Genomic DNA, 17177 nt, shown 5'->3' on the forward strand with positions numbered 1-17177 from the left:
CCCATGCGCGTGCTGATGCTGTCCTGGGAGTACCCGCCCGTGGTCATCGGCGGGCTCGCCCGGCACGTGCACGCGCTGGCGCGCCACCTGGCCCAGCAGGGTCACGACGTGGTCGTGCTGTGCCGCCACCAGGCCGGCACCGACGCGTCCACGCACCCGCGCAGCGACCGCGTGGCCGAGGGCGTGCGGCTGATCCGCGTCGCCGAGGACCCGATGCACCTGACGTTCGAGCACGACCTCGTCGCGTGGACGCTCGCCATGGGCCACGCGATGATCCGCGCCGCCCAGGACCTGCTGCGCACGTGGCAGCCGGACGTCGTCCACGCGCACGACTGGCTCGTGACGCACCCCGCGATCGCCATCGCCGAGGCCGCGCGCGTGCCGCTGGTGGGCACGATCCACGCGACCGAAGCCGGCCGCCACTCCGGCTGGCTCTCGCACCCGCTCAACCAGCAGGTGCACTCCGTCGAGTGGTGGCTCGCCAACCGCGCCGACGCCGTGATCACCTGCTCGCAGGCCATGCGCGCGGAAGTGGCGCACCTGTTCGAGATCGACGCCGCCGATGTCACGGTGATCCACAACGGCATCGAGGAACGCAGCTGGCGGGTGTCCGCGGCCGAGGTGGCGCGCATGCGCGAGCGGCACAGCCCCGACGGCGCGCCGTTCCTGCTGTTCTTCGGCAGGCTCGAATGGGAGAAGGGCGTGCAGGACCTGCTCGCCGCGCTCCCCCGCGTTCGCCGGCGGTTCCCCGGCACGCGTGTCGTCGTCGCCGGCAAGGGGCGCCACCACGACGAGCTCGTGATCCAGGCGCGCAAGCTGCGGATCCGGCGGGCCGTGGACTTCGTCGGCCACCTGCCCGACCGGGAGCTGCGCGCGCTGCTGGCCGCGGCCGACGCCGTGGTGCTGCCGAGCCGGTACGAGCCGTTCGGGATCGTGGCCCTCGAAGCCGCTGCCGCGAAGGCGCCGCTGGTGGCGTCCACGGCGGGGGGCCTCGGCGAGGTTGTCGTCGACGGCGAGACGGGGCTCGCGTTCGAACCTGGTGACGTCGCGGGCCTGGCCACGGCCGTCACGACGGTGCTCGGTGACGCGGCCGCGGCGACGCGGCGGGCGCGCGCGGCCCAGTCACGCCTCGCGGCGGACTTCGACTGGGGACGCATCGCGGAGGCGACCGCGGAGGTCTACGGGCGGGCGCGTCCGGCCGAACCGGTGGAGCTGGGCCGCCCGAAGATCGCGACGGGCAACGCGTTCGAACTGTGAGCGGGCCCGCCGTCAGAAGTGGCAGGGCCGGATGCAGGCGGCTGGGACCTGCGCGGGCACCGGGAACGCCCGCGCGGCGGTGGGAGCAAGGGCGAAAAGGGCGGCGAACCCGGCGCTGAATCTGCTGGTCATGACGACTCCCGGGAATTCGGTGGCGGCCGGAAGCATCCGTCGGGCGCCGTCGGGGAAACAATAGGGGCAGCAGTAGGAAGGCCTACCTGAACGCGGTGGGTGACCGGCTCGCCGGGCACCCGCGCGGGAAGCCGGGACGCATGAAGGTGATGTTCGCCGACCGAACCGACGCCGGGCGGAAGCTGGGGCGGGCGCTCGCGCGCGAGCGGTGGGTGGCGCCCGTCGTCCTCGGGCTGCCGCGCGGCGGCGTCCCCGTGGCGGCGGAGGTCGCGCGGGCGCTCGACGCGCCGCTGGACGTCGTGGTGGCCCGCAAGATCGGGGCGCCGGGGCGGCCGGAGTTCGGCGTCGGCGCGGTGACGGCCGAGGGACCGCCGTACTACTCGATGGCGGCGCTGCACGTCTTCGGGCTCACGCCGGAGCGGATGGCTCGGGCGTGCGAGCGCGAACGCGCCGAAGCGCGCCGCCGGTTGAAGGCCTACCGGGGCGACCGACCGGAGCTCTCGGTGACCGGGCGCGACGTGCTCGTGGTCGACGACGGGCTCGCCACGGGTGTCACCGCGATGGCCGCAGTCCGGCAGCTGCCCGACGCGCTGCGGGTCGTGCTGGCCGTGCCGGTCTGCGCGCCGGAGTCCCTGGTGGAGTTCGAGGGTGAGGTGGACGGGCTGGTGACGCTGGCCGCGCCGAAGCGGTTCGGAGCCGTCGGGCGGTGGTACGCCGACTTCGACCAGGTGTCCGACGCGACCGTGGTGCGGCTGCTCGGAACCGGGCGACCCTCCACAACGGACGGTGCGTAAATCCCTGGCGCGACACCGGGTTCGTGGCGCAAGCTGGTCGCCGACGAAGGAGCGGCACGACCATGGACGTCTGGTTCACCTCCGACACCCACTTCGACCATCAGCTGGTGGCCGGCCTGCGCGGGTTCGCGACCCCTGCGGAGCACGACGCGCACGTGGTCGAGAGGTGGAACGCCACCGTCCAGCCCGGCGACCAGGTGTGGCACCTGGGTGACGTCGGCATGGGCCGCCTCGCGCGGTTCGCGGACACGCTGCGGCAGCTCAACGGCGAGATCCACCTCATCACGGGCAACCACGACGAGCCGTGGCCCGGGCTGCGCCAGGCGCACCGGCACCAGCGCGCGTGGCTGGAACACTTCGCGACCGTGCAAGCTTTCGCGCGCCGGCGCATCGAGGGCCGCAACGTGCTGCTGAGCCACTTCCCGTACGAGGGCGACCACGTCGGGGCGGACCGCGGATCGCAGTACCGCCTGCCCGACGAAGGGCTTTCGCTGCTGCACGGCCACGTCCACGGCCTGTGGCGCAAGCGCGGGCGGCAGCTGAACGTCGGCCTCGACGTGCACGACCTGCGTCCGGTTCACCTCGATGCGGTGGCGGCCGAACTGGCGGGCTAGGCGCGGACGGTCAGTCATCGGAGCCGCAGGATGATGGCGGCGAGGGTCACGGCCTGGTAGTAGGGGCGCGTTTGGCGTAGCGGGTGGCGAGGGCTCGGAACTGCTTGAGCCGGTTGAAGCAGCGTCGCACGACGTTGCGCTGCTTGTAGACCTCGGGATCGAAGACGGGTGCTCGCCCGGCGCGCGAGCCCTGTGGCCCTGCGGCGGGCGATCTGGTCATGGCGCTGCGAGCTGGCAACAGTGAGCCGCCGCCGCATCGCCTCACGGGCCGAGGGGGCGAATACGCCCTGTCCGCGATCAGCGTCTCCGCTCGCGACCTGGGGCGACCCGGACCGGGCCGGGCGATGCCGAGGCCGTCCAGCAACGGAACCCGCTGCGGCAGTGTCTCCGGTTCGGCCCGCGTGAGCCGAAACCCCGCATCGGCAGGCCACCCCCGTTGAGGACGAGGTGGATCTTCGTGCTCAGCCCGTCGCGGGACCGGCCGAGTTCTTCCCCGTCGACGACGATGGCGTCGACCTCACCGCTGTATCCCCGTTTTCCGGGCGCCGGCCGAGTGCTGATGCGCTCGGACCACACTCGAATCCACCGAGACGATCCACTCAAGCTCACCACCAGCGTCGTCTGTGACGATCACGTGGTCGAGGACCTCGCCCCGGGTGCCGTCCTTGGTCCACAACCGCAACCGTTCACGCGCGGTCTTCGACGGCCCACCACGCTCGGGCAGGCCACGCCACGCAGCACCAGTGCGCAGCGACACCAGACACACAGCTCAACCACCTACAGGACATACGCTAGGCGCGGCCGGTCAGGATCGTCACGCGCACGGGTTCGGTGAAGGGCGCGTGCGGCGCGATCGCGGTGCGGATGCGGTCTTCGAACACCGGGCGTTCTTCGGCGGACGGCAGCTGGTCCTCGCCCATGGCCGAGTAGACGCCGCCGATGATCTCCTCCGCGGTGAGGTCGCCGGTGTAGCCGACGACACGGACTTCGGTGGCGTACCCGCCGGCGGTGAGCGCGGCGCGGTAGCGCTCCTGGCTCGCGTCGTCGGTTCCGCAGGCCGCGGTGATCGGCTGGCCGAACCAGCCGGACAGCACGCCGCGCAGGGCCTGCGACCACGCACTGTCCTGCAGCCACAGGGGTTCGCCGTTGGTGACCACCGCGATCCCGCCGCCCGCGCGTAGCAGCGGCTTCACGGCGGCGAAGAGCGTCGCGTGGTCCATCCAGTGCAGGGCTTGCCCGACGGTGACCGCGCCGAGCCCGCCGAGCACGGAGCCCAGCGCGGGGACGTCGGTGTCGCTGCCGAGGAGCCACGACGCGGTGGTGACCCCGGCGTCCGCCGCGGTCTGGCGGGCTCGCGCGAGCATGTCGGGCGAGGGGTCCATGCCCACGACGGCGCGGACGCGCGCGGCCATCGGCACGGCGAGCTGGCCGGTGCCGCACCCGAGGTCGAGGACCACGTCGTCCTCGCCCAGGGCGAACGCCTCCGCGATCGCGTCGAACGCGGCGGGCGGGTACCCGCGGCGGAAGCGGTGGTAGAACTCCGTGACTTCTCCGCTGAATCCGAGGCTCATGCTTCGAGACTGGCGAGAGCCCGAGCCGGATGCACGCGGTTTCGCTGACGGCCGATCAGTAGATCGGGAACTCCTTGCCGTGCTCGGCTTCCGGGCGCTTGCCGAAGATGCGGCGCTCGCTCTCGTCGATCGGGCGGTCGTTGATGCTGGCCTCGCGGCGGCGCATGAGGCCGTCTTCGCTGAACTCCCACAGTTCGTTGCCGTAGCTGCGGTACCACTGGCCGGCCGCGTCGTGCGACTCGTACTGGAAGCGCACGGCGATGCGGTTGCCGTGGAAGCTCCAGAGTTCCTTGCGCAGGGCGTAGTCGAGCTCACGCTCCCACTTCTGCGTGAGGAACTTGACGATCTCCTCGCGGCCGGACACGTGGACGTCGCGGTTGCGCCACTCGGAATCCTCCGTGTAGGCGAGCGCGACCTTCTCGGGGTCACGGGTGTTCCAGGCGTCCTCGGCTGCCTGGACCTTCTGGCGGGCGGTGTTCTCGTCGAACGGCGGGAACGGCGGACGGCCGGTCATGGGGCTCCTCCCGATCATGTGAGAACGCACGTTCTCCCTACTTTCTTGTAGCATAGAGAACGTTGATTCTCAGTACCAGAGGGACACCACGTGAACACGGCGGAAGCCACCGAACGGCTGCTCGAAGCGGCTGAGGACCTGTTCTACACCCAGGGCGTGCAGTCCGTGGGGATGGACGCCGTGCGAGCCCGGTCGGGGGTATCGCTGAAGCGGCTGTACCAGGTTTTCCCGTCGAAGGACGACCTGGTGGCCGCGTACTTGAACAAGCGGGACGAGCGGTGGCGGCGATCGCTGCGGGACTTCGTGTCGGCGCGCGGCGATGATCCGCTGGCGGTGTTCGACTGGCTCCACGCGTGGTTCAGTGAGCCCGGCTTCCGCGGCTGCGCGTTCGTGAACTCCTTCGGCGAGTTCGGGACACCGGCACCTGGAGTGGCGGCGGCGATCCAGCACCACAAGGACGAGGTGCGGGGATATCTGCGGACGCTCGTGGGCGAGGAGGCGCCGGCGGACCAGCTGTTCTCGTTGATGGAGGGGGCGACTGTGCTGGCGGCGATCAACTCGGATCCGGGGGAAGCGTTGGTGGCTCGAGCGGCGGCGGAGACGTTGCTGGCGGCTCGCGGTGCTGTGGTGGGCGGGTAGGCCTGGGGCTGGATTTCTGGGGGGATCGCGGGCCTTCGGGCCGCGGGCTTTTTGGGTTGGCGGAGCCGGCGTAGACGCGGGCGGCTCGCCGCGCTGTCGTGGGTGGGTAGAGACCTGGGGTTGGATTTCTGGGAGGCGCGGGCCTTCGGGCCGCGGGCTTTTTGAGTTGGCGGAGCCGGCGTAGACGCGGGCGGCTCGCCGCGACTGGCGCGCAACGTTGCGCTGGGGACTCGTCCTGCATCCCGAAGCCGATGATGGTAACGACGGTCTGGATCACCTTATCAAGGCTGGAAAGCGTGCTTTGACAAGGTGATTCAGACCGCGTGGGGGCTTCGGATCGAGGTGCAGGGCGGAGTCTGCGTGCAGGTGTGGTGGCCGTGTCCGTGGCGGTTGGTCTGGGTGGCGGCGGCTGGTTTCAGAGCCGGGCTTGGCTTCGCCGTGCGCCGCGGGACAGCCAGACATGCCCCACCCGGGGGGTCGAGCTTCTCCCTCACGACAAGCCGAGTGGCCGACCACCCGAAGGGGCCGGCCGCTGGGCAGGCGAAGTGTGTTTCGGGTCCGGTGGCGGGGAGCCTCCGCCACCGGACCCGTCTCGCCCGCGCCGTCCCAAAGCGGTGCGGGCGAGGCCGGCCGGGCCTGGTCAGGACAGGGGCGGCCGGGGTCGGGGGCTAGCGGCAGTCCGTGAGGTGGCGGGCGTAGGCGCCCGTCGTCAGGAAGCTCGGGAGCTTGTCGCCCAGTGCGGTCTCGGTGAAGATGGCGCGGGCGTCGTCGAGGCGGTGACCGGTGGGCAGGTCGGCGCGGACGCGGTCGAACTCCTCGTCCAGGAATTCCACGGCCAGCTCGCGGGTCAGGGCCGTGCCGTCGGCGAACTTCGTGCCGTTGCGGATCCACTGCCAGACCTGGCAGCGCGCGATCTCGGCCGTCGCGGCGTCTTCCATGAGGTTGTGGATGGCCGCGGCGCCCGTGCCCCGCAGCCAGGAGTCGAGGTAGCGCAAGGCGACGTTGATGTTCGCCCGCACGCCGTCCTCGGTGACCTCGCCGCCGGCGGACGCGACGTCCAGCAAGTCGGCCGCGGTGACGTCGACGTCCTCGCGCAGGCGACCCAGCTGGTTCGGCCAGCCGCCGAGCACCGTGTCGAAGACCTCGCGGCAGACGGGCACCAGGCCGGGGTGCGCGACCCACGAACCGTCGAACCCGTCGCCCGCCTCGCGTTCCTTGTCCTGGCGGACCTTTTCCAACGCGGTCGCGTTCGCCTCGGGGTCCTTGCTCGGGATGAACGCCGCCATGCCGCCGATGGCGTGCGCGCCGCGGCGGTGGCACGTGCGCACCAGCAGCTCGGTGTAGGCGCGCATGAACGGGACCGTCATCGTCACCTGCGCGCGGTCCGGCAGCACGAAGTCGGCGCCGTGCGCGGAGAAGTTCTTGATGACGCTGAAGATGTAGTCCCAGCGGCCCGCGTTCAGGCCCGAGGCGTGCTCACGCAGCTCGAACAGGATCTCGTCCATTTCGAACGCCGCGGTGATCGTCTCGATGAGAACGGTCGCGCGGATCGTGCCGCGCGGGATGCCGAGTTCCTGCTGTGCGAACAGGAACACGTCGTTCCACAGCCGCGCTTCGAGGTGGTTCTCGAGCTTCGGCAGGTAGAAGTACGGGCCGCTGCCGCGCGCGATCAGCTGGCGCGCGTTGTGGAAGAAGTACAGGCCGAAGTCGACCAGGCTCGCGGACAGCGGGCGCCCGTCGATGCGCACGTGCTTCTCCACGAGGTGCCAACCGCGCGGGCGGGCGACGATCGTCGCCGGGTCCTCGCCGATCGTGTAGTGCTTGCCCACCGCCGACGTACTTTTTCCCGCGGAGGCGGCATCAGACACAGTGGTGGTGAAGTCGATGTTGCGGCGGATGGCGTCGTACAGGTTGAGCTGGCCGTCGACGATGTTGTGCCAGGTCGGCGAAGTCGCGTCCTCGAAGTCCGCCAGCCAGACCTTCGCGCCGGAGTTCAGCGCGTTGACGGTCATCTTGCGGTCCGTCGGGCCGGTGATCTCCACGCGGCGGTCTTCGAGACCGGGCGCGGGCGGCGCGATGTGCCAGCTGTCGTCGGCGCGGATGCGGCGCGTCTCGGGCAGGAAGTCGAGGTGCTCTTCGCCCGCCTGCAGGCGCTCACGACGGCGGCGGCGCTCGTCGAGCAGCTCGCGGCGGCGGCCGGCGAAGGTGTTGTCGAGCTTGGCCACGAAGTCCAGCGCGGCCGGGGTGAGGATCTCGGCGAACCGGTCACCGGCGGGTCCGGCGACCTCGATGCGGTAGTTCAGCTTGTCGGCCATCTCGTACCTCCGCGAAGAAAAGGAAGGGGGGCGGGCCGGCGACCGGGTCGCCGGCCCGCGGGAAGAACTGCTGCGTCAGTGGAACTGGTCTTCTTCGGTGGAACCCTTGAGCGCGGTGGTCGAGCTCTCCGGGTTCAGCGCCGTGGACACCAGGTCGAACCAGCCGGTGCCGACCTCGCGCTGGTGCTTCGTGGCGGTGTAGCCGCGCTCCTCCGAAGCGAACTCGCGCTCCTGCAGCTCGACGTAGGCGCTCATGCCTTCACGGGCGTAGCCGTGCGCCAGGTCGAACATCGAGTAGTTCAAGGCGTGGAAGCCGGCCAGCGTGATGAACTGGAACTTGTAGCCCATGGCGCCGAGCTCGCGCTGGAACCGCGCGATGGTGTCGTCGTCGAGGTGCTTCTTCCAGTTGAACGACGGCGAACAGTTGTAGGCCAGCATCTGGTCCGGGTACTGCGCCTTGATCGCCTCGGCGTACTTGCGGGCGACCTCGAGGTCCGGCGTCGACGTCTCCATCCAGAGCAGGTCGGCGTACTGCGCGTAGGCCAGGCCGCGGTCGATGCACGGCTCGATGCCGTTCGTGACCTCGTAGAAGCCCTCCGACGTGCGGCCCCCGGTCAGGTACTTCCGGTCGCGCTCGTCGACGTCGCTGGTCAGCAGCGTCGCGGCCTGCGCGTCGGTGCGGGCGACGACGAGCGAAGGCACGTCGAGCACGTCCGCGGCGAGACGGGCGGCGTTCAGGGTGCGCTCGTGCTGCTTGGTCGGGATCAGCACTTTGCCGCCGAGGTGGCCGCACTTCTTCTCCGACGCGAGCTGGTCCTCCCAGTGCACCCCCGCGGCGCCGGCGGCGATCATGCCCTTCATCAGCTCGAACGCGTTGAGCGGGCCACCGAAGCCGGCCTCGGCGTCGGCGACGATCGGCGCGTACCAGTCGATGTCGGTTTTGCCCTCGGCCCAGTTGATCTGGTCAGCGCGGCCCAGCGCGTTGTTGATGCGGCGGACGACGGCCGGGACGGAGTTGGCCGGGTACAGGCTCTGGTCCGGGTAGGTCTGGCCGGCCAGGTTGGCGTCGGCCGCGACCTGCCAGCCGGACAGGTAGATGGCCTTGAGGCCCGCGCGGACCTGCTGCACGGCCTGGTTGCCGGTGAGGGCGCCGAGGGAGTTGACGTAGTCCTCGGTGTGCAGGAGCTTCCACAGCCGCTCCGCACCCCGGCGGGCCAGCGTGTGCTCCTCGGTGACGGAGCCCCGCAACTTCACCACGTCGGCGGCGGAGTAGGTCCGCTGGACGCCCGCCCAGCGGGGGTCGGTCTTCCACTGCTCGGCCAGCTCGGCCGCCGCCTGCTCGAGCTGCTTGGCCTGCTCGGTCATCGGACTCTCCCGTGTTGCGAAGTTTGCGATTGCTCGCCTTGCCTGGCCACAACCGTGACACGAGCACGAAAAGGCGGTCCATAGTTCCAATTTGCCAATTTCTGTGAATGTTGTGTACCATCTTGCAAAGCTTGCGAATCATGGGTTCACAAGGAAAGGGAAAACCGCCGGGCTTGATCGTTCACGTAATCGTTCAGGCCTGGAGACCTTGCGGCCGATCGGAGGAGCGATGGACAAAACTTTCGCCGGGGCGCGTCTGCGGCATCTGCGCGAGAGCCGCTCGATGAGCCAGGCCGACCTCGCTCGTGTGCTCGAGATCTCACCCAGTTACCTGAACCAGATCGAGCACAACTCCCGGCCGCTGACCGTGCCGGTGCTGCTGCGGATCACCCAGGCGTTCGGCGTGGACACGGAGTTCTTCGCCAACAACGACACGTCTCGCCTGGTCGCGGACGTGAAGGAGGCGCTGCTCGACGAGGTCGTCGGCGTCGACGTGACCACCAGCGAGCTCAACGAGCTGGCCTCCAATCTGCCCTCGATCGCGCAGGCGCTGGTGAAGCTGCACCGCAGCTACCGCAACGCCGTGGAGAGCACGGCCGCGCTCACCACGGAAAACGGCCTGGGCCTGCACGGGAGCGCTGCCGCGCCACTGCCGCACGAAGAGGTGCGCGACTTCTTCTACGAACGCGAGAACTACGTCGCCGAACTCGACGAGCGCGCCGAGCGCATGGCCGCGGAGATCCCGCTGCGCCGCGGCACGGCGCTGACCTCGCTGAAAGACCGGCTCTGGCAGCGCTACGGCGTGAACGTCACCAGCGACGGCCTCGACGAAGCAAAGGGCCAGCAGCACAAGTACGAGCCCGCGACGCGCGTGCTCCGGCTGGCGCCGAGCCTGCGCGTGGGGCAGCAGGCGTTTCGCATGGCTTCGCAGATCGCGTTGCTCGAGTACGACGACCTGATCACCGAGCTGGCCGATTCGTGGGCGTTCTCGGGTCCGGCCGCGCGCACGCTCGCGCGCGTCGGCCTGGCGAACTACTTCGCCGGCGCGCTGATCCTCCCGTACGGACCGTTCCTGGCGACGGCGGAGAAGTTCCGCTACGACATCGAGCGCCTGTGCGACCACTTCGGCGTGGGTTTCGAGACGGTTTCCCACCGCTTGTCCACGCTGCAGCGGCCCAAACAGCGCGGGATCCCGTTCTCCTTCGTGCGCGTCGACCGCGCCGGAAACATGTCCAAACGCCAGTCCGCTGCGGGCTTCCACTTCTCCCGCGTGGGCGGCGCGTGCCCGTTGTGGAACATCTACGAGGCGTTCGCCTCGCCGGGCAAAATCCACACCCAGATCGCCGCGCTCCCCGACGGCAAGCGGTACTTCTGGATCGCCCGCACGGTGTCGCGCAACATCGGCGGCTACGGCAGCCCGGGCAAGACCTTCACCGTCGGCCTCGGCTGCGAACTGCGCCACGCCGGCCGGCTCGTGTACTCGACGGGCCTCGACCTGGACGAGCCCGCCGCCGCGACGCCCATCGGCATGGGCTGCAAGGTCTGCGAACGCCCGAACTGCTCCCAGCGCGCCTTCCCGGCGATCGGCAAACCACTGACCGTCGACGAGAACACCAGCACCTTCGTGCCCTACCCGGCGGTTCCCAAGGTGTGAGAAGCGCCGGTGCACCGGGAGTGGGCCGGTCAGCGGGAAGTACATTCAGCCGGGTGCACGACATCGACACGGTGAACGCGGACCTGGTGGAACAAGCGGCCGAGCGGTTGGCGGGCGTGATTTCCCGGACGCCACTCGAGCCGAACGCACGGCTGTCGGCCAAGGTGGACGCCCGGGTGTGGCTCAAGCGGGAGGACCAGCAGACGGTCCGCTCGTACAAGATCCGCGGCGCGTACAACTTCATCGTGCAGCTGGACGAGCCCACGAGGGCCCGCGGGGTCGTGTGCGCGAGCGCCGGCAACCACGCGCAGGGTGTCGCGTACGCGTGCCGGCGGCTGGGCGCCAACGGGCGCGTCTACGTGCCGGGCACGACGCCGCGGCAGAAGCGCGAGCGGATCGCCACGCTGGGCGGCGCGCACATCGAGGTGATCGTCGTCGGGGAAACCTACGAGGACGCCTTCGCCGCCGCGAACGAGGACGCGCAGCGCACGGGCGCGACCCTGGTGCCCGCGTTCGACGACCCCCGCACGGTCGCCGGTCAGGGCACGGTGGCGCTGGAGGTCGTGGAGCAGCTCGGTTTCGTGCCGGACGTGCTCGTGGTCCCGGTCGGCGGTGGTGGCCTGCTGGCCGGCATCGCGACGTGGGTGCGCGAGCGCCACCCGGACGTCCGCGTCGTCGGCGTCGAGCCGGAGGGCGCGATGTGCATGGCCGCCGCGGTGAAGGCCGGGGAGCCCGTGCAGATCGATTCGGTGGACCCGTTCGTCGACGGCGCCGCCGTGCGCGAGGCCGGCGCCGTGACCTACCCGCTCGTGCGCGACAGCGGCGCGGAACTCACGTCGGTGGCCGAAGGCGCCGTCTGCACCGAGATGCTCGCGATGTACCAGTCCGACGGCATCATCGCCGAACCCGCGGGCGCGCTGGCCGCCGCCGCGCTCGGCACGACCGCCCTCGTGGAACCCGGCCAGACCGTGGTCTGCATCGTCTCGGGCGGCAACAACGACGTCAGCCGCTACAGCGAGATCCTCGAGCGCTCCCTCATCCACGAAGGCCTGCGCCACTACTTCCTCGTCAACTTCCCCCAGGAACCCGGCGCCCTGCGCCGCTTCCTCGACGAGATCCTCGGCCCGGAAGACGACGTCACGCGCTTCGAATACGTGAAGCGCAACAACCGCGAACTGGGCCCCGCGCTGATCGGCATCGAGATCACGCGACCGGCCGAGCTGCCGGGCCTGCTCGCGCGGCTGGCGGCGAGTCCGCTGCAGGTCGAGCGGGTGGAAGCGGGGAGCCCGCTGTTCCACTTCCTGCTCTGACCTCAGAGCGCGGGCTCAGAGTTCCGCGCTGCCCTCGCGGTAGATCTTCGCCGAGGCGATGCGGCCGTCGCGCAGCCGGTAGAAGGCGGCGATCGCGAACGTGCGGTCCTCGCCCTCGTGCGTGAGACGTTCGGTCAGCTCGGCCGCCACCACGTCGCCGTCGGCGACCACGGTGTCGATCGTGAGCGTCGGGAGCAGCCGCGTCACGGCGCTTTCGAACAGCTCCCGCAGCCCGGCGCGGCCGCGGGCCACGGTGGTGCCCGTGATCCAGCCGGCGTCGTCGGTGAAACCGGCGAGCAGCGCCTCGACGTCCCGGTCGTTGAACGCGGCCACATGCCGCCGCAGCAGGTCGCTCATGCATTGACCGCAGCTGCGGCGGCACGTGGCTTTTCGCGTTACGGCTGCGGGGCCGGGATCGGGTCGCCCGGGCACGACTGCGTGGCGGGCTTGCCCGTGTCGAAGAAGGTGACCGCCGCGGAGGCGCAGGGCAGGCTCGACAACGAGCCGTGGGCGTCGTCTTCGACAGTGAGCAGCGAGCCGCCGATCTGACGCTGCATGGCGAACGCCCAGCCGATGGGCGTGACCGGCTCGTAGGTGTGGCCGACGAGCTGCAGCGGGCTCTTGCCGGGCGTGAAGTGCCACTGCGTGGCGGGCACGGGCCAGCCGACGCACAGCTGCTCATAGATGCCGAACCCGCCGGTCTCGGGATTGGCCTTCAGCCGGTCGAGGCGGTCCTGCCACACCGTGTCGAAGTCGCGCGGGCTCGGGGATTCGTTGCACAGCAAGGCGTTCTGCTGGAAGGAATTGCCGCCGGTGCGTTCGGTGTCCCAGCCGAAGCCGGACGACGCCGCGGCGGGCCGCGAACCGGGGGCGCCGCCGGCGCGGATCGACGTCAGCTGCCCGGCCGCCTCGACCCACTGGCGGCGTGGATAAGCGAAGAGCTGGTTGACCGTGTCGCCGTTCACCGGTGAGCCGTCCGGACCCGGGCGCGGGTGGCCGGCGAGCTGGTCTCGCAGAGCGAGCAAGGCCTTCTCGACCTGGGGTTCCGTGGTGCCGAAGTGGTACGCCGAGTCGTAGCGGGCGAGCCAGGCGGCGAACTCGCGGAAGGTGTTCTCCCCCGCCTCGGCCTGGCCGTCGTCCATCGTCTTGACGCTCAGCTCCGGTGGCATCACGGAGTCCAGCAGCATCTTGTCGACGTGGCTGTCGAAGAGCGTCCGGTACTCGGCGCCGAGCGCCGTGCCCCAGGAAACGCCGTAGTAGCCGATCTTGTCCTCGCCCAGCGCCTCGCGGATGCGGTCGACGTCGCGGGCGATGTTCGGTGTGGTGAACGACTTCACCAGTGCCGGGTCCTTCGCGAAGCACGCCGCGTTGGCCGCTGCCCGGTGCTCGGCGGCGAACCGCGCCTGGTCCTTTTCGGACAGTGCGGGATCCGGCTGGGCGTCGTCCTCGTCGCACGCCAGGCTCGCGCTGTAGTCGACGCCGCGCGGGTCGAAGCCGATGAGGTCGTGGTGCTCCAGCAGGCCCGACGCCTTGCTCCCGGCGATGGTCAGCGGCATCTTCATCCCGGACTGGCCCGGGCCGCCCGGGTTGAACACGATCGAGCCCGTGCGCTCACCGGTCGCGCGGATGCGGCTCACGGCGATGTCGATCGTGCGGCCACCGGGGGCGGCGTAGTCGAGCGGCACGGGCACCAGCGCGCACTCCGTGCGCTGGTCGTCGGGGTCCCAGCCCTTCGCGATCGACGCGCAGGGTTTCCAGTCCAGGCCTTGAGCGGACGCCAGTGCGGGCAGGAGGGGGACCATCGCCACGGCCGCGACGACCGGGACGAGCAAGCGGATCTTCGGCATGCCGATGATCATGGGCGAGGGGCCCAGGCGCCCGGATCGGCCGATCGGCCGAGGTGCACCGCCGAACAGCCGAACCGGCGGTCCGACGGTCCGACGGTCCGAAATGGACACAGTAGGCGCTGTGGACGCCGCGTACACCGTGGTTTCAGACCTGGTCGGACAGCCCGACGAACATCGTCCGGTGCAGTTCCCCCACGTGGGCGCGGGTCACGCGCGCCGCCTCGTCCGGATCGCGCGCGGCGATCGCGCGGACGAGCACCTCGTGCTCCCGGTTGGACGCCCGCAGCGCCGACAGCCGGTACGGCAGGTAGAAGCGGTACAGCTCGTGCAGCACTCCCGAGTACTGCTTCACCGCGGCCGCCGGTGCGCCCGACGCCGCCACGGTCAGGTGGAACTCGGCGTCGAGGTCGTGGAACTCGGCCCAGCCGGTGGCGGCGTCCATACGCCGGACGAGATCGCGCAGCTTCTCGACGTCCTCGTCGGAGCGCCGCAGCGCCACGAGTTGCGCCAGCCCCGCTTCGATCACCAGCCGGTGGTCGATCAGGTCGCGCACCTCCGCCGACGACTCGCGGTACGCGCCCACCTCCCCGACCCGGCCCGCCGGCGCGTCGAGGGCCACGTGCGTGCCACCGGTGCGGCCTCGGCGCCGGACCAGCACGCCGTCTTCGCACAGCGACACCAGCGCCCGGCGCACGGTGATGTCACCGACGCCGAGCGCGCTCGCGATCTCGCCGTTGGGCGGCAGCCGCTCCCCCGGCGCGAGCAGGCCCAGCTCGATCGCCAGCGCGATGCGGGCGCGCACGGTGTCGAGCGCCGACAGGCGCCGGATGCCCGTCAGCGCGGGTGAAGCCAGGTCCGCAGCCATGCCGCGAACGATACCCAAGAAAACATCTCAAAGTGAACACTATTGTTTAAGTGTGCAAGATGGACTATTTTTCGGCTCATGCCCCGCCCCTTGCCGATCGCGCTGGCACAGCTGCCACCGCGCCCGTACACCGATGGCATCGCGACGTTCGCGGACCAGGTCGGGACCGTGCTGGCCGAGCACCCCGGAACCCGGCTCGTCGCCTTCCCCGAGCTGCACCTGTGCGGCGTCGAAGGCACTGTCGCCGAACGCACCGAGCAGCTCAACGCGGCCGCGCAGCCCCTCGCCGGGCCCCGGACCCGCGAGCTGGCCCAGCTGGCCGGCGACCTCGGCGTCTGGCTGTCCCCCGGCAGCGTCTGCGAACGCGGCGAACACGGTGAGCTCTTCAACACGGCCCTCGTCTTCTCGCCCGGAGGCGAGCTGGCCGGCAGCTACCGCAAGGTGTTCCCGTGGCGGCCGTACGAGCCCTACGACCCGGGTGACCGCTTCGTCGTCGCCGACCTCGCCGGCGTGGGCCGGCTCGGCTTCTCGATCTGCTACGACGCCTGGTTCCCCGAGGTCACGCGCCACCTCGCGTGGCTCGGCGCGGAGCTCGTGCTGAACCCGGTGCAGACCACCACGCCCGACCGCGCGCAGGAGCTCGTGCTCGCGCGCGCCAACGCGATCACCAACCAGGTTTTCATCGCGAGCGTGAATACCGCCGGTCCGCTGGGGGTAGGTGACAGCGTCCTGGTCGACCCCGAGGGCGCCGTGCTCGACGAGTTGCCGGGTGCCGAGTCCGGCGTGCTCGCCCGCACGATCGACCTGGACGAGGTCGCCCGCGTCCGCCGGGAAGGCACCGCCGGAGTGAACCGGATGTGGGACCAGTTCACACCCGCCGACCACCCCCTGGAACTCCCGCTCTACCAAGGCCGGATCGAGCCCGACCGGTGGCGTCCGCGAGAAGAAGGAGCCCGATGAGCACGACGAAGGCGACCCCCGGAGCCCGGCTCGACCGGCAGCTCGGCCTGTCCGGCGTGCTGCTGTTCGGCATCGCGTACATGGCGCCGCTGATCGTGCTGGGCACGTTCGGCGTCGTGGCGACGACCACCGAGGGCACGGTGCCCTCGGCCTACGTCGTCGCGCTCGTCGCGATGCTGTTCACCGCGGCCAGCTACGGCAAGATGGCCGCGACGCACCCCGTCGCCGGCTCGGCTTACACCTACGTGCGCAAGGCCGTCGACTCCCGCGTCGGCTTCCTCGTCGGCTGGGCCGTGCTGCTCGACTACTTCTTCCTGCCGATGGTGATCTGGCTGATCGGCGGCGCGTACCTGTCGGCGCAGTTCCCGGACGTGCCGAGCTGGCTGTGGCTCATCGCGTTCATCGCGATCACGACGGTGCTCAACGTGCTGGGCATCAAGATCGCGGAGAAGGCCAACTTCATCTTGATGGCGTTCCAGGTGCTGGTGATCGCGTTCTTCATCGTGCTGTCGCTCAAGCAGGTGCTGTCCGACGGGCACTCGCTCGCGAGCGGGGATCCGTTCTTCCACCCGGGCAGCACGTTCGGCACGATCTCGGGCGGCGCCGCGCTGGCCACGTACTCGTTCCTGGGCTTCGACGCCGTCACGACGCTGACCGAGGAAGCCGTGGAGCCCAAGCGGACGATCCCGCGCGCGATCCTGCTGACGGCGCTCATCGGCGGTGGCGTGTTCATCGTGCTGGCGTACGTGACGCAGCTGGTGCACCCGGGTTCCTCGTTCGCCGACGAATCGTCGGCGGCGTTCGAGATCGCCGGGCACATCGGCGGCAACGCGTTCGCCGCGTTCTTCCTCGCGGGCCTGGTGGTCGCGCAGTTCGCGTCAGGCATCGCAGCGCAGGCCAGCGCTTCGCGCCTGATGTTCGCGATGGGCCGCGACGGCGTGCTGCCGCGGATCTTCGGGCGGCTGCAGCCGAAGCTGCACACGCCGGCGTTCGCGATCGGGCTGACCGGGCTCGTCGGGCTCATCGCGCTGGCGCTGGACGTGACCACGTCGACGTCGTTCATCAACTTCGGCGCGTTCACGGCGTTCACGATGGTCAACGTCAGCGTGATCGCCACGTGGCTGCGGACGCGGCACGAGACCAAGCACAACGTGCTGACGTGGCTGGTCGCGCCGGTGATCGGCGCGGTGATCGACCTGTGGCTGCTGGTGAACCTCGACGGGCTCGCGCTGACGTTCGGCCTGGTGTGGCTCGGGATCGGGATCGCCTACCTGGTCGTGCTCACGCGCGGGTTCCGGCGGCCGCCGCCGGAGATGACCTTCGAGGAGTGAGCCGTCAGC

Annotated in this window: 16 protein-coding genes; 8 read left to right on the forward strand and 8 right to left on the reverse strand. The window is 70.5% G+C overall.

Annotation, left to right across the window (positions count from 1 at the left end; translation table 11 throughout):
* Positions 1-3 precede the first annotated feature (3 nt).
* The 3 genes from I6J71_RS35730 to I6J71_RS35740 all read left to right on the forward strand — a co-directional run bounded on the left by I6J71_RS35730 (position 4) and on the right by I6J71_RS35740 (position 2797).
* Positions 4-1257, forward strand: coding sequence for a glycosyltransferase family 4 protein (locus tag I6J71_RS35730; protein WP_204090890.1), 1254 nt, complete (start codon positions 4-6; stop codon positions 1255-1257).
* A 272-nt stretch (positions 1258-1529) separates the two neighbouring features.
* A complete protein-coding gene (locus tag I6J71_RS35735) occupies positions 1530-2183 on the forward strand; it encodes a phosphoribosyltransferase (RefSeq protein ID WP_204097395.1) in 654 nt (217 codons plus the stop codon).
* A 62-nt stretch (positions 2184-2245) separates the two neighbouring features.
* Positions 2246-2797, forward strand: a complete 552-nt coding sequence (locus tag I6J71_RS35740; protein WP_204090891.1) for a metallophosphoesterase family protein — start codon at positions 2246-2248, stop codon at positions 2795-2797.
* 517 nt (positions 2798-3314) lie between these two features.
* On the opposite strand, the gene I6J71_RS51340 is transcribed toward I6J71_RS35740, so the two are convergent.
* From I6J71_RS51340 to I6J71_RS35755, 3 genes are read right to left on the reverse strand one after another with little or no spacing between them, the layout of a single operon-like run.
* Entirely contained in the window at positions 3315-3563 is a 249-nt protein-coding gene (locus tag I6J71_RS51340; protein ID WP_370542016.1) for a transposase, read from the reverse strand.
* 25 nt (positions 3564-3588) lie between these two features.
* Positions 3589-4368 carry a class I SAM-dependent methyltransferase gene (locus I6J71_RS35750; RefSeq protein WP_204090893.1) on the reverse strand — a complete coding sequence of 260 codons (780 nt, stop codon included), beginning with the start codon at positions 4366-4368 and terminating at the stop codon, positions 3589-3591.
* Positions 4369-4423: 55 nt separating this feature from the next.
* On the reverse strand, positions 4424-4882 hold the full coding sequence (locus tag I6J71_RS35755; protein ID WP_204090894.1) for a nuclear transport factor 2 family protein: 459 nt from the start codon (positions 4880-4882) through the stop codon (positions 4424-4426).
* A gap of 90 nt (positions 4883-4972) precedes the next feature.
* Between I6J71_RS35755 and I6J71_RS35760 the strand changes: the two genes are divergently transcribed.
* Complete coding sequence (locus I6J71_RS35760; RefSeq protein ID WP_204090895.1) at positions 4973-5521, forward strand: TetR/AcrR family transcriptional regulator; 549 nt, start codon at positions 4973-4975, stop codon at positions 5519-5521.
* Between the two features lie 668 nt (positions 5522-6189).
* On the opposite strand, the gene aceB is transcribed toward I6J71_RS35760, so the two are convergent.
* The gene (aceB, locus tag I6J71_RS35765) at positions 6190-7836 is read right to left on the reverse strand and encodes a malate synthase A (RefSeq protein WP_204090896.1); all 1647 of its coding nucleotides are present in this window, start codon (positions 7834-7836) and stop codon (positions 6190-6192) included.
* 75 nt (positions 7837-7911) lie between these two features.
* Positions 7912-9201: an isocitrate lyase gene (gene aceA / locus I6J71_RS35770; RefSeq protein WP_204090897.1), complete on the reverse strand. Its 1290-nt coding sequence runs from the start codon at positions 9199-9201 to the stop codon at positions 7912-7914.
* A gap of 229 nt (positions 9202-9430) precedes the next feature.
* Here aceA and I6J71_RS35775 point away from each other — a divergent pair, with 229 nt between their 5' ends.
* Both I6J71_RS35775 and ilvA read left to right on the forward strand, forming a co-directional pair.
* The gene (locus I6J71_RS35775) at positions 9431-10855 is read left to right on the forward strand and encodes a short-chain fatty acyl-CoA regulator family protein (RefSeq protein WP_204090898.1); all 1425 of its coding nucleotides are present in this window, start codon (positions 9431-9433) and stop codon (positions 10853-10855) included.
* A 53-nt stretch (positions 10856-10908) separates the two neighbouring features.
* On the forward strand, positions 10909-12165 hold the full coding sequence (gene ilvA / locus I6J71_RS35780) for a threonine ammonia-lyase IlvA (RefSeq protein ID WP_204090899.1): 1257 nt from the start codon (positions 10909-10911) through the stop codon (positions 12163-12165).
* 15 nt (positions 12166-12180) lie between these two features.
* Here ilvA and I6J71_RS35785 read toward each other — a convergent pair whose 3' ends face one another.
* The 3 genes from I6J71_RS35785 to I6J71_RS35795 all read right to left on the reverse strand — a co-directional run bounded on the left by I6J71_RS35785 (position 12181) and on the right by I6J71_RS35795 (position 14877).
* Positions 12181-12522 (reverse strand): nuclear transport factor 2 family protein, encoded by a 342-nt coding sequence (locus tag I6J71_RS35785; RefSeq protein ID WP_204090900.1) that lies wholly within the window; start codon positions 12520-12522, stop codon positions 12181-12183.
* A gap of 38 nt (positions 12523-12560) precedes the next feature.
* A complete protein-coding gene (locus tag I6J71_RS35790) occupies positions 12561-14012 on the reverse strand; it encodes an alpha/beta fold hydrolase (RefSeq protein ID WP_204090901.1) in 1452 nt (483 codons plus the stop codon).
* Between the two features lie 145 nt (positions 14013-14157).
* Complete coding sequence (locus I6J71_RS35795) at positions 14158-14877, reverse strand: FadR/GntR family transcriptional regulator (protein WP_204090902.1); 720 nt, start codon at positions 14875-14877, stop codon at positions 14158-14160.
* Positions 14878-14955: 78 nt separating this feature from the next.
* Between I6J71_RS35795 and I6J71_RS35800 the strand changes: the two genes are divergently transcribed.
* The gene (locus I6J71_RS35800) at positions 14956-15837 is read left to right on the forward strand and encodes a carbon-nitrogen hydrolase family protein (protein WP_204090903.1); all 882 of its coding nucleotides are present in this window, start codon (positions 14956-14958) and stop codon (positions 15835-15837) included.
* Positions 15834-17168, forward strand: a complete 1335-nt coding sequence (locus tag I6J71_RS35805; protein WP_204090904.1) for an APC family permease — start codon at positions 15834-15836, stop codon at positions 17166-17168. Before I6J71_RS35800 ends, I6J71_RS35805 begins: the two co-directional genes overlap by 4 nt.
* Positions 17169-17177: the final 9 nt, after the last annotated feature.

Origin of the sequence: Amycolatopsis sp. FDAARGOS 1241, from assembly GCF_016889705.1 — a bacterium.
Classification (GTDB): domain Bacteria; phylum Actinomycetota; class Actinomycetes; order Mycobacteriales; family Pseudonocardiaceae; genus Amycolatopsis.